Consider the following 15,067-nt stretch of genomic DNA (forward strand, 5'->3'; position numbering starts at 1 on the left):
GCTGATGTGAGACCTACCCTTTATTGTGCTCCTGGCCGGTTACCAATGGGTTACGTCGGCGCCAGTTTTTTTGGGAAGTTGAGGGTGGGGCATCGCAAAGCCTGGTGCTTCGCCCTTAGAACCCCAGCTGTGCCGCCACCTGGAGGAGCAGCCGTTCGGAGCCCGCGGGCCCCACCAGTTGGATGCCCATCGGCAGGCTCTGTCCCGGGCCGCCGCCTGTCCAGTACACGGGTATGGTGATGGCCGGCAATCCGCAGACGTTGACCATGGAGGACCATGGCGCGTATTCGCACTGTTTCCGGTAGTCGCCGTCGGCGTCCCCGGCCCATTCGGCGGCAGGCCAGCGGTCGTCGCCGTGGGCTGCACCGGTGAACCAGCCCACGGGACGGGGAGTTTGCGCGAGCGTGGGCATCAGCATCAGGTCCCACTGCCCGTACTGGGCGAGGGTGTCGCGTTCGAATTGCCGCAGGAATGCCAGGGCCTCATTGAGCTTGGCCGCACTGCGCTGCTGCGCCCGCCGCCGGAACGTCCGCGTCAGCGGGGCCAGCAGCGCCTCGCGGTGCGGGCTGATCTTGGCGGTGCCGACGGCGGCGGTCCAGGCAGTGGTGAACGCACCGGGGTAGCGGTTGTCGTACCGGACGGCAGCTTCGGTAACGCGGTGGCCGGCACGCTCCAGGAGTTCCATGCCCACCCGAAGGGCGTCGAGGGCTTCGGGTTCGGGGGTGAACGGGAAGGTAGTGGACCAGGGGCTGTCCAAGGTCATGCCAATTCGCAGGGGGCGCGGCTCGTGCGCCACAGAGTCGAGGTAAGTATCTCCGGGCGTTGCCGACAGCGCATCCATCAGCAACGCTGCGTCCGCGGCGCTGCGTGCCAGCGGACCGGTCGCCACCAGCCGCGCCGGATCACCGGAACTCTCCCCGGAAGCTACCACTCCACGGCCCGGTTTGAGGCCCACCAGTCCGCAAGCCGCGGCTGGTATGCGGACTGAACCGCCGCCGTCGGACCCGGGGGCAAACGGAAGCAGCCCCGCGGCAACCGCGGCGGCGCTGCCTCCGGAGGAACCGCCGGAACTCCGGCTGGGGGCGTGCGGATTGCGCGACGGCGGGGCGATGCGGTTTTCGCTGTACGCGGTCAGGCCGAACTCGGGAACCTGGGTCTTGCCCAGCGATACGACGCCGGCCGCCTTGAGTGTGGTGACCAGGGCTGCGTCAGTCACTGCGGGTTTGTGGTCCAGGGCGGCGCTGCCGTGGGTGGTCACCACTCCCGCGACGTCGGTCAGGTCCTTGAACGCGACCGGCACGCCGTGGAGCAGGGGCAACCCTTCACCGGCCCCTGCCCCGGACGCCGACGCGGACGGCCCGCGCCGGAGCCGCGCGAAGGTTGCATCGGCGGCATCGGCGTCGGCCATGGCCTGCTCGGCAGTCACGTTGATAAAGGCGCCCAGGAGCCGGTTGCCTGATTCGATCCGGGCCAGGTAGTGGGCAGCTGTTTCCCGGGCCGAGAGTTCACCGGACCGCAGGCAGTCCCGCAGCTGGACGGCGGACAGCTCGTGGATTTCAGCCAAGGAAACGTGGCTCCAGGCGCTTCTCGGAAGCGGCCTTGGCGCCAGAGGCGTCAGTCTCAGCAGTGACGATGTACGCGCCTTTGCCGCGGACTTCGGTTACCGCCTCCACCAGTTCCGTTCCGTGATAGACCAGACCCACGCCGTCGTCAGTGCAGTGCGTTTCCCCCAAGGTCCCATCAGCCACGAGACGGTGGACCAGCGGCCGTCGTCTTTCCTCGGAGTCATAATGCACGCCGTTGGCGAACGGCAGGAAGGCCAGTCCGTTGGTGACGGCACGCAGCTCCGGTCCAAAGGAGTCGGTGGTGCCGCCCCGGTACCAGCAGATGGATCCGGCCGAAACCCCCGCCAGCACCACGCCGTGCTGCCACACCCGGTGGAGGACGCTGTCCAGCCCGTGGGCGCGCCAGACAGCCAGCAGGTTCACTACGGAGCCCCCGCCCACCCACACCACGTCCTGCTCGAGGAGGTGCGCCTCCGGATCCGGGTGGTTGGGCATGGTGAAGAGATTCAGGTGGCTGAAGTCGAAGCCCGCAACCCGCGCGGCCTCGTCGATTTCCGCGCTGAACCAGCGTTGGTCCCCTGAAGCCGTGCCCAGGTACGTCACTCGCGGTGGCCGCCCGCTGACCCCGGAAAGATCGGCGGCGTGATGGATCAGGCGGGCAAATTCCAAGCGGGTCCGGACTCCGGGTTTGAAGCCTCCAGAGGTGGCCAGGATGGTGGGCTGTTCAGCGGGCAAGGATCCTCCTACGGGTCAGCAACAGCGTAACTTGTCCCTGGCTTCGGGAACGCGGCGAGCGGCTGGCGCTAGGCTGGAAGGAGACCCTGATTCTCCGAAAGAGGACTCCCATGAGCGATTTCGATTCCGTGCCAGTCAACGACATCCCGGCCGACGCCGTGATCCTGGACGTCCGCGAAGACTACGAATGGGTAGCCGGACACGCGGAGGACGCCCTCCACATTCCGCTGGACCAGCTCCCGTCGCGGCTTGGTGAACTTGATCCCGATGAGGACGTGTTCGTGATCTGCCGGACCGGCGGCCGCTCCTTCCGTGCGGCCCAGTGGCTGACCGGACAGGGCTACACGGCAATCAACGTGGCAGGCGGAATGGACCAGTGGCTTGAGTCCGGCCGGCCGCTCGTTTCGGACAACGGACTGAAGCCCCTGGTTCTCTAGCAAGCCCGCCTGTCCGGTGCTGAGTTGATCGAGCGGCCGGGATACTGGTTCCGCCAATTTATAACCCCTAAGGAATATTCGATGCCCGCGTCCCCCGTTACGTACACCTTCCTCGGGCCCGAAGGTACCTTCACCGAGGCGGCGCTGCTGCAGGTTCCCGGGGCTGACGCGGCAATCCGCATCCCGGCCTCGAACGTCAACGCGGCGTTGGACAAGGTACGGGAGGGCTCCGCCGATGCCGCCATGGTGCCGATCGAAAACTCCGTAGAGGGCGGTGTGACCGCCACTCTGGATGCCATCGCCAGCGGGCAGGAACTACGCATCATCCGGGAAGTCCTGGTGCCCATCAGCTTTGTCCTCGTGGCACGGCCCGGAGTTGCCGTCTCCCAGATCCGTCGGGTCTCGACCCATGGGCATGCCTGGGCACAGTGCCGGCTGTGGGTTGATGCCAATATTCCCGGCGTCGAATATGTTCCAGGATCGTCCACCGCGGCTTCCGCCATGGGGTTGCTGGAGGGCGGCGCGCACTACGACGCCGCCATCTGCGCGCCCATCGTTGCCCAGGAGCAGCCGGGGCTTACCGTGCTGGCTGAGAACATCGGCGATAACCCCGGCGCCGTGACGCGGTTTGTCCTGGTCAGCCGGCCGGGAGCGCTGCCGGAGCGCACCGGCGCGGACAAGACCACTGTGGTGGTGCCCCTCCCGGAGGACCACCCGGGTGCGCTGATGGAAATCCTGGATCAGTTCGCAACGCGGGGAGTCAACCTCAGCAGGATCGAATCCCGGCCTACCGGGCAGTACCTGGGCCACTACTTCTTCAGCATTGACGCCGACGGTCACATTGGCGACGCTCGAGTTGCCGATGCGCTGGCAGGGCTCCACCGGATCAGTCCCGCCACACGCTTTCTGGGTTCGTATGAACGGGCGGATGCCCAAGCCGCGTACGTTGCCCCGCATACGTCCGACGAAGCATTCCAGGCTGCCCACGAGTGGGTGGGGGCCATCGTTCGCGGGCAGGCATCCCGCTCCGAAACCGTTTCCGGGGCTTCGCCCACAGCGTAGGTCCAAGTACTACCGCGCAGTTAATACAATGCGTATGCTTACTTGATCCACATTGGGGGACGGCCCCTAACGAAGGGAGCGGGTCATGAGCAGCACTACTGACAATGACGGCCAGGGAATGATTGTCAATCCCAAACCGACTGCCGATAACCAGGACTGGGACGGCGACGATGCAGACCGCGCTGACCGCCTGCGCTTCGAAGAAGAGCAGGCAATGATCCGTGAACAGTCCGAGGCCCGGGCTGCCAAAGCTGCCGCCGAGGCCGCCAAGAAGGCCACCGCCTAAGGCGCCACCAAATATCCAACGGGCCGCCGGCGCTCAGGCCTGCGGCTGGCCCTTCACCCGGATCAGGAGGGACCTCGGCTCCACGCGCACGGTGACCTTGGTGGCTTCCCCGGCGGTGTCGCCGTCGAGCTGTGTGGGCATCGGCTCGGGGCACTTGATCACGATTTTCCCGGACCGGTACATCGTCATGATCGGCAGGTTCCCCCTGTGCCTCAGCAGGACCTTGCCGTACATGATGATCCAGCCAAGCGCGCTCCGCGGGCTCATGACAACCACATCCAGCATGCCGTCATCGATCATGGCCTGCGGGATGAAATCGATGCCCCCGGGCACCAGCCCGCAGTTGGCAAACAGGACGCTGCGGATGTTCCGGGCCTGTTCAGGGCCGTCGTCCAAGGTGATGGACACTTTCCGCCGCCTGCCGGGAAGATGCCGCATGCCGGCCTCGGTGTACGCCAGCCAACCCACCGCTCTCTTGAGGCCATCATTGGTGTCTGCAAGGATTTCCGCGTCCAGGCCGATGCCCGCGATCACCAGGAACGCGTGTTCGGAGGAGTGTCCAGTGCGGGAGTTCTCGATGCCCATTCGCGCTGTGTCGATATAGCGCTGCTGTCCGAACAGCGCCGTCTGTACATTGGACTGGAGGTCGTTGACGTCCAGGTCCACGTTGCGGGCCAGCAGGTTTCCGGTGCCAAGCGGGACGATGCCCATGGCGATATCGGTGCGGGCGAGGGACTCTGCCACCACCCGCACGGTGCCGTCGCCACCGCCCACCAGGACGACGTCGGGCTTGTAGTCCAGTGCCGCCCGGGCCTGGGTGTGGCCCGGGTCCTCGGCGGTCGTCTCGAGGAACAGGGGATCGTCCCAGCCCGCGGCAAGGCAGGCCCGCTGGATGGCTGCTTTGGCCTCCGGGGCGCGTGCTTTGACAGGGTTGAGGATCACCGCCACCCGCTGGTGGGTAAGGCCCGCCTCGTGCGAATCTTCGGCGACTGCACTTCGGATGTGAAGGGCTTTGAGCTTGCGCACGCCCCACCAACTGGAGACGGCGAAGGCCAGTGCCGCGGCACTCAGGAGGTAAAGCAGCCAGTCGCTCATGGTGGTTCAACAGTATCCCGGCAGGAGGGTCCGCGTTCCCGCCCTTTCCTTGGCCGCGCTGCCGCCGCGGGATTCGATACTCTTGTCTGGTGATCGACGTAAAAGACCTCAGCGAAAATCCGGACAAGTTCCGTGCCAGCCAGCGCGCCCGCGGCGCGGACGAATCCGTGGTGGACGCGATCATCGCCGCAGACTCCGCCCGGCGTGCGGCCCTGATCCGGTACGAAAACCTCCGCGCCGAACAGAACGTCTTCGGCAAGAAGGTCGCCCAGGCCAAGGGCGAGGAGAAGAAGGCGCTCCTCGCGGAGGTCAAGGAGCTCGCCAACACGGTCAAGGCTGCTTCCGCCGAGGCTGACGCCGCGCAGGCCAAGCAGGACGAACTGCTGCGCGCCATCCCGAACCTCATTGAGGATGGAGTGCCCGAAGGCGGCGAGGACGACTACGTTGTGGTCAAGACCGTTGGCACTCCCCGCGAGTTCCCCGACTTTGAACCACGCGACCACCTCGAAATCGGCGAGCTGATCGGCGCGATTGACATGGAGCGCGGCGCGAAGGTGTCCGGCTCCCGCTTTTACTTCCTGCGTGGCGTGGGTGCCCGGCTTGAGATGGCGCTGCTGCAGATGGCCATGGAGCAGGCAATCGAGGCTGGCTTCATCCCCATGATCACCCCCACCCTCGTGCGTCCCGAGACCATGCAGGGCACCGGCTTCGACGTCAAGCACGACGCCGAGATCTACCGTCTCGCTGAAGACGACCTTTACCTCGTGGGAACCTCCGAGGTGCCCCTGGCCGGGTACCACGCGGACGAGATCCTGGACCTCACGCCAGGGCCCATCCGGTTCGCCGGCCAGAGCTCCTGCTACCGTCGCGAGGCCGGCTCGCACGGCAAGGACACCCGCGGCATCATCCGTGTGCACCAGTTCAACAAAGTGGAGATGTTCGTCTACACCACTGTCGAAGAGGCTGCCGCGGAACATGCACGCCTGCTCGCCTGGGAAGAGGAGATGCTGGCCAAATGCGAGCTCCCGTACCGCGTGATCGACACCGCCGCCGGTGACCTCGGCATGTCTGCGGCCCGTAAGTTCGACTGCGAAGCCTGGGTCCCCACGCAGGGCGCCTACCGTGAGCTGACGTCCACCTCCAACTGCACCACCTTCCAGGCCCGCCGCCTCAACATCCGCGAGCGGGTCTTCAACGAGGATGGTGCGCCGAAGGGAACCCGGGCGGTAGCCACCCTCAACGGCACGCTGGCCACCACGCGCTGGATCGTGGCCATCCTGGAGCACCACCAGAATGCGGATGGTTCGGTCAACGTCCCGGCAGCACTGCAGAAGTACATCGGCGGCCTGGAAGTCCTCCCGGTCCTCTAGCTTCCGGGAATTCCCCGTCGAGTGGTCCATTCCCCCGTCTACGCGAGGGGGAGTGGTCCACGCGGCGGGGATTTTCTCCTGCTAAGTCCGGCACCTTCGAGCTTTCGCCGCAGCACCTCCGGGTCAGTCACAGCTTTCCAGTCCCAGCGGACAACCGTGTAGCCGAGCGCCCGTAGCCGGTCCTCGCGCTTTTTCTCCGCCAGGATGGCCTCCCGCGTGCTGCGACCGCCCAGAAGTTCGTCGTCGAGATACTTGGCGTCGCCGTCGAACTCCCCAACGACGCCGTATTCGGGCCAAAAGAAGTCGGTCCGCGCTATGAATCCTTCGTGGTCGTAGAAGGAGTGCTGCAGGACCGGAGGCGGGTACCCCAACACATGGATGAGTGCCCTGCTGCGGGATTCCCCAACCGACTCCGCTGCTTCGTCAGCGAGTGACAATACTTCCAAAACCCGGCGGCGTTTGGCAGCCGACGCAAGGCCCGCCGATGCCTGCTCCAGGTCAACTCGGGTGAGGCTCTCGCCTTCAATGCGCCGGCGCCCCAGCACGTTGTCTGCAATGGCCACAGCCTCAGGAAGTTCCAGACGGACAAGACAATCCATCACCGTCTGAACGAGCGATGTCACGGCGAACCCGCGGACCTGGACGAAGTTGGCTTCCCAGTGATGCCGGGCGACTCCGTAGCCGCGCACGTTTTCCAGGCCGGTGAAGCCAGTCTTGGGGTCCTTTGCGGCCCGGGTGGTCGATGGGAGTTTGCCTGCCTTGTGCGGGGACGACGTGATCATGTGGACGTGGTCCGGCACGCCCGGGCAGGGTAATCGCCATAGACGCAAAGCGGTCAGATAGCAGAAGCCTGCTGCGGGCTCCATCGCAGCAACTGCTGCAACTGTCGCCGAGTAGCGTTTCCAGGCCTTGACGGCCAGCCATGCAGGCTTGCTGCAGTAGACGCCCGCCCGGACGCGGACCAGCTCGCCGTTGGCGTAGGCGCGGCTCAGACTGCGGCTGCTGCCGGTGAGGACACGTCTGCGGCTGGCAAGGATCAGGACAAGGGGTTCGGATTGCATAGGTCCATGCTGGGCTGCTCCCCAGGGCGTATCCAGAGGCGGCCGCCCGGGTGTGGATAAGTCCACGCATTTCCCCTTTGGGTGGACAATTCCCTGTGAAACGCGGAGGGGAATTGACCACCAGGCGGGGAGAACGGCTCAGCCCGCCGGAAAGGTTAACACTCACACCGGGGATAACGCTGTGAGTATTTACCGCTTGTTCACTAGTGCTGTGGCGTGCGTCCTAGCAGGTGTCCGGGGGCATCTGCTCTACTGGATGAATGACAACACTGACTGAACGCACAGTCGCTGGCAACGATGACCAGCGAAACAACAACCCGGATGCCACTACCAAATTCATGGTTGCCCTGGATGTCGACGGCACGCTCGTGGACCACGACGGCCACATGTCCCCCGGAGTCCGTGAAGCCGCCCGCGCCGTGGTTTCCGACGGCCACGACGTCCTGATTGCCACCGGGCGTTCGCTCAACGCCACGCTGCCCGTGATTGAGCAGATCGGGCTGGACCGTGGTTACGCCGTGTGCTGCAACGGCGGTGTGACCCTTCGCCTGGACCCGGCCCTCTCTGCTGGGTACGAGGTTATCCACAAGGCTACGTTTGACCCCGCCCCCGCCCTCCGCGCACTGCGGGAAAAGCTCCCCACCGCGAAATACGCACTCGAGGACGAGGAAGGGAACTTCCTGTCCACCGAGCGCTTCCAGGACGCCAGCTTCGGCGTAGAGGCGGTTGGCGTCGACTTCCAGACCCTGCTGGAGTCCACCGCCGTCCGCCTGGTGGTGTTCAGCACCGAGAACACGCCGGAGGAATTCTCCACCACCATCCGCCAGATCGGCCTGGCCGGCGTAACCTACTCCGTGGGCTGGACGGCCTGGCTGGATATCGCCGCCGCGGGCGTCACCAAGGCCAGCGCCCTGGAGGCGCTGCGGGGCAGGCTGGGTACGCCGCAGCACCTCACCGTGGCGGTGGGGGACGGCCGGAACGACATCGAGATGCTCGGCTGGGCGGGTCGCGGGGTGGCCATGGGCCAGGCCCCGGAAGAGGTCATCGCCGCAGCCGATGAGGTCACGCACTCGGTGTACGACGACGGCGCCGCGCACGTGCTGCGCAGCCTCCTGTCGTAGGGGCTGCTGTCGCCCCTCCCCGGCCAGGAGTTTTGTCCAGATAATGCGGGCTAAGCGCCCTCAAACGCGCATTATCCGGACAAAACCTCGCGAGGGTCCTGGGCTAGGCGTCCTCGAACCAGCCCCGTGAAGGATTGCTGACCTCCGGAACGGAACGGTGCAAGCCCGGCTGGGCCGCCCAGCGCACGCCGTTTGCGAGGACCCGTTGGATCTGCGGGTGGTGGTACACAGGGTATTCCTGGTCACCCGGGCTGAAGTAGAAGATCCGGCCCTTGCCCCGGGTGAACGTCACACCGGACCGGAACACCTCACCGCCGGCGAAGGAGCTGATAAAGATCAGGTCGTCCGGGTCCGGGATGTCGAACAGCTCGCCGTACATTTCCTGCTCGGGAATGACAATGGGGCTGTCCACACCCTCGGCGATGGGGTGCGAGGGCTTGACGGTCCACACGAGCTCGCGCTCGCCGTCGTTCCGCCACGCCAGCGAGCAGCTCGTGCCCAGCAGCCTGGTGAACACCTTGGCGAAGTGCCCCGAATGGAGCACGATGAGCCCCATCCCGCCCAGGACGTGCCGCTGGACGCGTTCGACGACGGCTTCGCTCACTTCGCCGTGGGCCATGTGGCCCCACCACAACAGGACGTCGGTGTCGGCGAGGATCTCCTCGTCAAGGCCGTGGTCGTCGTCCGTGGCCAGGACCGCCGTCGTGATCTCAGCGTCCGGGTAGTAGGAGCGCAGGCCGGCCGCGATGGCACCGTGGATGCCGTCAGGGTAGATCTCCCCGATGTGGGAAGGCTCATTGAGTGCCTCATGGACGCCCTCGTTCCAGACCCGGATTCTCAGCTTGTCGTTCATTAGAGACGAACCTCCCTCTGTTCGCGTGCCGAGAGGTAGCACGCATCGATAATTTGGGCGCGGTAGAGCGCCAGCGATCCGTCGTGCTCGCCCCAGACACTCGCACCGGCCCGAACGGCCGTCACGAAGTCTTCCACCACACCATCGTGCGCGCGGCCGGGCAGCGCCGACGGCACATAGTCGGCATTTTCTCCGTCCTTTTCCGTGAAGACCCTCAGCTGGCCAACGGGCGCGAACGGTGCCCCCTGGACCTTGAGCTCGGCGCCGCCGTCGGTCCCGTAGACCGTGAAGTCCAGCAAGTCATCCGTTTCCCGGTACGTGGCCCAGCCTGCCTCGATCAGCAGCGTGGCGCCGCCCTCCAGGCGCAGGAAGGCGGAGGCGAAGTCCTCCACCTCGAACGCATGGCTGGTGGCCATCGCGGTGTAGCGGTCGTTGCCGCCCCGGCCGCGGGGACCCAGCTCCGAATGGGTAGTGGCGGACACAGCCACCACCTTCGGTTCGCCGAGCAGGTGCAGGGCGTAGTCGAGGGCGTGAACGCCGATGTCGGCAAGCGGGCCCCCGCCGGCGAGGGCGGGGTTGGTGAACCAGCTACCCAGCATGGGGATGCCGGAGCGGCGGAGCCAGGATGCCTTGGCATAGTACGGGCGGCCCACGCCGCCGGCATCGATTACTTCCTTGAGCGCTTTGATGTCACCGCGCCGGCGGTGGTTGAAGGCGATGTCCAGGACCCGTCCTGCCGCGCGGGCGGCGTCCACCATGGCCTGGCCTTCGACGGCGTTGCGCGCGATCGGCTTCTCGCTCAGCACATGCAGCCCAAGCTCCAGTGCGGCGATGGCGATGGGTGCGTGCAGGAAGGTGGGTACTGCCACGCTGATCGCGTCCAGGCCGCCGTGCTCCAGCATCTCTTCCCAGCCGGCAAAGGCGTTCGGAATCGAGTATTCGGCCTGCAGCGAGTCACGCAGGTCCTGTTCCATTCCTGCCAGCGACACAATGCGGACGCCGTCCAGGGAATCGTAGGCCTTCAGGTGCTGCTGTCCCGCCCAGCCAATGCCGACAACGCCCACCCTCAGTTCCTCGGCTTGTGGTTTTTCCAAGGCGGAAGCCTGCTGGCCTGGGGACTGCTCGTTACTCACTGATTTTTCCTTTTCATTTGGTTGGCGACTTCGTTGGTTTGGTTGAGTGTTAGCCCTTGACGGCGCCGGCAGTCATGCCGGAAACGATGCGCTTCTGGCAGACGAGCACGAGAATGACGAGCGGCACCGTGATGATCACGGACGCGGCACTGATGGTGCCCAAAGGCTGGTCAAACTCGCTGGTTCCGCTGAAGAACGCAATCGCAACCGGGACCGGACGGGCCTCCGGTGAGGTGGTCAGTGTGACGGCAAGCAGAAATTCGTTCCACACTGAGATGAACACGAGAATCGCCGTCGTGGCAAGGCCCGGGACCGCCAGGGGCAGGATGACCTTGCGGAAAGCAGTGAACGGCGTGGCCCCGTCCATATATGCCGATTCCTCAAGCTCACGCGGGATCTCCCGGAAGAAGGACGTCAGCGTGTAGATGGCCAGCGGCAAGGCGAAAGTCAGTTTGGGGATGATGAGGCCCAGGAGCGTGTCATAGAGGCCGATTTCGCGCCAGATCGAGAACATGGGGGCTGCGATGGCGATGGCCGGGAACGTGGTGACCGAGAGGATCAGCGTCAGGATCAGGGCTTTGCGGCGCATCTTGAGCCTGGCCAGGGCGTAGGCGGCGAAGGAAGCGAACACCAGCGCCACCGTCGTGGTGACGACGGCGATGATCACCGAGTTGCGCAGGGCCAGAAGGAACTCGGGGTTCTGGAACACCACCAAGTAGTTCTCGAACGTGGGCTGGCTCGGGAAGAGTTCGCCCTTGGACAGGCTCACGCCCTTCTTCAAGGAGGTGTTGACCAGCCAGTAGAACGGAATGAGCGAAAAGCCCATGACGGCAATCACGAACACCCATACCACTGGGTGCAGCTTGGCCTCCCCCCGGAGCCTGCGCTTGGGTGACCGACGCTTCGGTGCCCTGCCGCTGGCGGCGGGTGCCGCCGTCGTACGCTGTGCAGTCAGCGTGCTCATTGTTCCTCCTTGGCGACTTCGCGAATGTTGCCCCCGGCGAAGCGGATGTAGACCACCGAAACTGCCATGACGGTAAGGAAAGTCAGGATGGACAGGGCCGATCCTTCGCCCACGAGCCGGTTTTCGCGGAGCTGGGTGTAGGCAAGCATCGACATGGACTCTGTGCCGTTGGCCCCGCGGGTGAGCACGAACGGCAGGTCGAACACACGAAGCGCATCCATGGTTCGGAAAATCGCCGCGAGCACAATGGCAGGACGGAGCAACGGCAGGGTGATGTTGACGAACGCCTGCCACTTGTTCGCGCCGTCGAGTTCCGCCGCTTCGTAGGTCTCGGCCGGGATGACCTGGAGGCCGGCCAGGATGATCAGGGCTGCGAACGGCGTCGTCTTCCAGACATCGGCGAGGACGATGACGGCCATCGCGTAGCCATGCTCGCCGAGCCAGACCACGTCGCCACCTGGCAGGCCCAGCGTCGAGAGGACATTGGTGACCAGGCCCAGGTTGGGCTGGAACATCGTCTCCCAGGTGATGGCGCTGACCACGGTGACCACCGCATAGGGCAGCAGGACCACGGTGCGCAGGAGCGCCCGGCCCTTGAACGCGAGGTTGAGCAACAGCGCCATAGCGGTGCCGAGCACGAGTTCGAGTGAGACCGAGAGCCCCGCGAAAAGGAAGGTCTGGCCGAAAGCGGCCCACCAGTGCGGCCCGCTAAGAGCGGTGATGTAGTTTTCCAGGCCGACGAAGCGGGACAGGCCTGCGGTGCGGACGCTGTACTGGTTCAGCGACAGCCAGAGCGCGTAGCCGATGGGGACGGCCGCCACCAGGGCCATGAGGACCAGGGACGGGGCGGTCATCCTGAACGCCAGCCGTCGCTCGGCCCGGTCGCGAGTGTTCACCCCGCGTCTCTTCACCCCGCGGCCAGGGGAAAGGGACTTGATAGCCATCATCAGAAACTCGCCTTTGCGGCGGCGATCTCTTCGGCCATTGTCTTCACCGCGTCCTCGGTGGAGGCGGTGCCGGAAAGGACAGCGTAGACGTTTTTGTAGATCGCCTGGGAGATCTGCGGGTAGACCGGGGAGATCGGGCGGGGCTTGGCGCCCTTGACCGAAGCGAGCAGTTCGGACGCGAATGGCATCTTCGCCAGGACAGCGGGGTCGGCGTAGGCGGCCTCGTTGACGGGGGCCTGCGAGAAGTCCATGGCCACGTGCTTCTGCCAGTCCGGTGTGGTGGCGAAGTCGATGAAGGCTACAGCCCCGGCCTGGTTCGTGGAGTGGGCAGAGATGGCCAAGTTCCAGCCGCCCAGGACGCCGGAGGCCTTGCCGCCTTCCCAGGCCGGAAGCGGAGCGACGCCGAAGGTGCCGGCAAGCGGGGTGGCATTGAGCAGGCGGTAGACATGCGGCCAGTTGCGCTGGTAGCCAAAGTTGCCGGACTCGTAGGCCAACCGGGCCGGGTCCTCGTTGTAGGTCAGGACCGCACGGTCTGCCGAGCCGTCCTTGAGGCCCTTGCTCATGAAGTCGAGCACCTCACGGGTCTCTGGCGAGTCGATCGCGATCTCGCCGGTTTCGTCCAGTACTTCTCCACCGGCGCTGTAGAGCATCTCCAGGAAGTTGACGGTGAGGCCCTCGTACTGTTTGCCCTGGTAGACGAAGCTGTTGCCGGGCGCCTCGGCCGCTTCAGCGTAGAGCTGTTGCCAGGTCTCCGGCCTGGCTACCTTGTCCTTCTGGTAGTACACGAGTCCCGCGTTGGTGAAGAACGGGGAAGCCCAGTACTTTTCCTCGTACTTTGCCGTTTCTACGGTGGAGGGGATGAGACGGTCCCGGTTGGCTTCAACGAGTTTGGTCTGGTCCAGCAGCCAGCCCTGGGAGGCGAACTCTGAGGTCCAGATGACGTCGGTGACGAAGATGTCGCATTCAGTGGACTTGCCTTCGAGCCGCTGCACGGCCTGCGTGCGGGCCTCGTCGGTGGTCGCTCCGATCTCGGTGTACTTGGCGGTGACCTTGCCGTTCGCTGTGGTGAAGGCCTCTGCCGTGCCCTTGTAGATGCCGGAGGCGTCTTTGCCGCCGCAAACGTTGATGCTGCCGGCAGCGTTGGCGGCCGACGCCGGATCGGCAGCCGCGGCGTTGTCCGCGCCTTGGGTGGCCGCGCCGCCACCACATCCACTCAGGAGCAGGCCGGCGGCCATGGCCGCAGCCGCCATAGCAGTGGGTCGTGGTGAAGTACGTCGAGTTAAGTCCACAAGTGGCTCCTTTGCCTTGCCGGCGTCTTTTCGAGTGCGGATGGAATCGATTCCAAATGTGACCCAAAATGAGTGCGATGGAATGTTTGGAATCGATTCCAAAAGTGTGTCAGCCGCCACACGGAGCTGTCAACCCCCTGCGTTAGTTCCTCGTCGAGTCCCGCACCACGAGCTCGTGGGGAAGGAACGTCCGGCCGCGGCGGTGTACCCCCGGCACTGTCATCCGCGCCAGGAGCTCTTCAAAGGCCAACCGTCCCATCTCGTAGGCCGGCTGCCTGATCGTCGTCAGTTCCGGAACGCACATTTCCGCCTGCACGGAGTCGTCAAAGCCTGCCACGGCGATGTCGTCCGGCACACGCAGCCCGGCGTCGGTGATTTCGCGGACACACCCGGCGGCGACGGTGTCGCTGCCGCAGAACACGGCGTCGGGGAGGGGGGCGGACGCCAGCAGTTTCCTGGTGAGGCTTCGCCCGGTGTGGAAGTCGAATTCACCTTCAACGAACAGCATCTGCTCCGGTGCCAAACCCGCTTCGTCGGCCGCCTCGCGAAAGCCTTTTTCGCGCAGCCTGCCAGAGCGGGCCGCCCGGTTGCCGATCATCGCCAACCGCCGTCCGCCGGTCTCAATGAGGTGCCGAGTGATGTCGAATGCGGCCTGCCGGTCATCGATGGAGACGCCAAACGCCGCCTCGGAGTCGGCGATCTCGCAGACCTGGACAACGCTGAGCTGCTCGGCCATTTCCTGGACGTCGTCGTCAGGCATCGTCGGCGAAAACATGATCAGCCCGTCCACGGACCCGTTGCGCAGCATATCCACCAGCTGCTGTTCCCGCTCCGGGTCCCCGGCGGTCGGTGCGATGAGGCTGACATAGCCTGACAGTGCCGCGGCGTCGCCGACGCCGCGGAAGGCCTCGCTGATGACGGGCGAGTTCAGGTTCTTGGCTAGGGCCAGGATCCGCATGGTCCGGTCCCGCCGAAGGTCGCGGGCAGAGGCCAGGGGACGGTAATTGAGGCGGCGGATGGCCGCGTTGACCTTTTCCTTGCTGGACTCGCTGACGGCCGGACTCTTGTTCAAGACGCGGGACACTGTCCCTACGGACACTCCTGCTGTCTTAGCGACGTCCTGGACTGTCGCTCGCGCCATTCGGTTGT

General features: G+C 65.3%; 15 protein-coding genes. 5 read left to right on the forward strand and 10 right to left on the reverse strand.

Going from position 1 to position 15,067, the window contains the following annotated elements:
• Nucleotides 1-115: 115 nt before the first annotated feature.
• The gene (locus tag V9L17_RS04550) at nucleotides 116-1,564 is read right to left on the reverse strand and encodes an amidase (RefSeq protein ID WP_337350632.1); all 1,449 of its coding nucleotides are present in this window, start codon (nucleotides 1,562-1,564) and stop codon (nucleotides 116-118) included.
• On the reverse strand, nucleotides 1,557-2,300 hold the full coding sequence (locus V9L17_RS04555; RefSeq protein ID WP_337350633.1) for a peptidase E: 744 nt from the start codon (nucleotides 2,298-2,300) through the stop codon (nucleotides 1,557-1,559). The genes V9L17_RS04550 and V9L17_RS04555 overlap by 8 nt, the downstream gene beginning before the upstream one ends.
• A gap of 110 nt (nucleotides 2,301-2,410) precedes the next feature.
• Here V9L17_RS04555 and V9L17_RS04560 point away from each other — a divergent pair, with 110 nt between their 5' ends.
• The 3 genes from V9L17_RS04560 (at nucleotide 2,411) to V9L17_RS04570 (ending at nucleotide 4,085) form a co-directional block, all read left to right on the forward strand.
• Entirely contained in the window at nucleotides 2,411-2,737 is a 327-nt protein-coding gene (locus tag V9L17_RS04560; protein WP_337345405.1) for a rhodanese-like domain-containing protein, read from the forward strand.
• Between the two features lie 81 nt (nucleotides 2,738-2,818).
• The gene (gene pheA, locus V9L17_RS04565) at nucleotides 2,819-3,799 is read left to right on the forward strand and encodes a prephenate dehydratase (RefSeq protein ID WP_337350634.1); all 981 of its coding nucleotides are present in this window, start codon (nucleotides 2,819-2,821) and stop codon (nucleotides 3,797-3,799) included.
• Between the two features lie 85 nt (nucleotides 3,800-3,884).
• A complete protein-coding gene (locus V9L17_RS04570) occupies nucleotides 3,885-4,085 on the forward strand; it encodes a hypothetical protein (protein WP_337345407.1) in 201 nt (66 codons plus the stop codon).
• Nucleotides 4,086-4,118: 33 nt separating this feature from the next.
• Here V9L17_RS04570 and V9L17_RS04575 read toward each other — a convergent pair whose 3' ends face one another.
• Entirely contained in the window at nucleotides 4,119-5,180 is a 1,062-nt protein-coding gene (locus tag V9L17_RS04575; RefSeq protein WP_337350635.1) for a diacylglycerol/lipid kinase family protein, read from the reverse strand.
• 89 nt (nucleotides 5,181-5,269) lie between these two features.
• Between V9L17_RS04575 and serS the strand changes: the two genes are divergently transcribed.
• Nucleotides 5,270-6,550 carry a serine--tRNA ligase gene (gene serS, locus V9L17_RS04580; protein WP_337345409.1) on the forward strand — a complete coding sequence of 427 codons (1,281 nt, stop codon included), beginning with the start codon at nucleotides 5,270-5,272 and terminating at the stop codon, nucleotides 6,548-6,550.
• Nucleotides 6,551-6,588: 38 nt separating this feature from the next.
• Here the strand turns inward: serS and V9L17_RS04585 are convergent, their stop codons facing one another.
• The gene (locus V9L17_RS04585; RefSeq protein WP_337350636.1) at nucleotides 6,589-7,611 is read right to left on the reverse strand and encodes a hypothetical protein; all 1,023 of its coding nucleotides are present in this window, start codon (nucleotides 7,609-7,611) and stop codon (nucleotides 6,589-6,591) included.
• 260 nt (nucleotides 7,612-7,871) lie between these two features.
• Between V9L17_RS04585 and V9L17_RS04590 the strand changes: the two genes are divergently transcribed.
• Nucleotides 7,872-8,732 (forward strand): HAD family hydrolase, encoded by an 861-nt coding sequence (locus tag V9L17_RS04590; protein ID WP_337350637.1) that lies wholly within the window; start codon nucleotides 7,872-7,874, stop codon nucleotides 8,730-8,732.
• 103 nt (nucleotides 8,733-8,835) lie between these two features.
• On the opposite strand, the gene V9L17_RS04595 is transcribed toward V9L17_RS04590, so the two are convergent.
• The 6 genes from V9L17_RS04595 to V9L17_RS04620 all read right to left on the reverse strand — a co-directional run bounded on the left by V9L17_RS04595 (nucleotide 8,836) and on the right by V9L17_RS04620 (nucleotide 15,059).
• Complete coding sequence (locus V9L17_RS04595; RefSeq protein ID WP_337345412.1) at nucleotides 8,836-9,585, reverse strand: ThuA domain-containing protein; 750 nt, start codon at nucleotides 9,583-9,585, stop codon at nucleotides 8,836-8,838.
• Nucleotides 9,585-10,679: a Gfo/Idh/MocA family protein gene (locus V9L17_RS04600; RefSeq protein WP_337350772.1), complete on the reverse strand. Its 1,095-nt coding sequence runs from the start codon at nucleotides 10,677-10,679 to the stop codon at nucleotides 9,585-9,587. Before V9L17_RS04600 ends, V9L17_RS04595 begins: the two co-directional genes overlap by 1 nt.
• Before the next feature lie 88 nt (nucleotides 10,680-10,767).
• Nucleotides 10,768-11,682, reverse strand: coding sequence for a carbohydrate ABC transporter permease (locus V9L17_RS04605; RefSeq protein ID WP_337350638.1), 915 nt, complete (start codon nucleotides 11,680-11,682; stop codon nucleotides 10,768-10,770).
• The gene (locus V9L17_RS04610) at nucleotides 11,679-12,626 is read right to left on the reverse strand and encodes a carbohydrate ABC transporter permease (protein WP_337350773.1); all 948 of its coding nucleotides are present in this window, start codon (nucleotides 12,624-12,626) and stop codon (nucleotides 11,679-11,681) included. The genes V9L17_RS04605 and V9L17_RS04610 overlap by 4 nt, the downstream gene beginning before the upstream one ends.
• Before the next feature lie 2 nt (nucleotides 12,627-12,628).
• Nucleotides 12,629-13,918, reverse strand: coding sequence for an ABC transporter substrate-binding protein (locus V9L17_RS04615; protein ID WP_337350639.1), 1,290 nt, complete (start codon nucleotides 13,916-13,918; stop codon nucleotides 12,629-12,631).
• A 142-nt stretch (nucleotides 13,919-14,060) separates the two neighbouring features.
• Nucleotides 14,061-15,059 (reverse strand): LacI family DNA-binding transcriptional regulator, encoded by a 999-nt coding sequence (locus tag V9L17_RS04620; RefSeq protein ID WP_337350640.1) that lies wholly within the window; start codon nucleotides 15,057-15,059, stop codon nucleotides 14,061-14,063.
• Between the last annotated feature and the right edge of the window lie 8 nt (nucleotides 15,060-15,067).

The sequence above is a fragment of the Pseudarthrobacter sp. CCNWLW207 genome (genome assembly GCF_037203945.1).
In the GTDB taxonomy this organism is placed as follows: domain Bacteria; phylum Actinomycetota; class Actinomycetes; order Actinomycetales; family Micrococcaceae; genus Arthrobacter.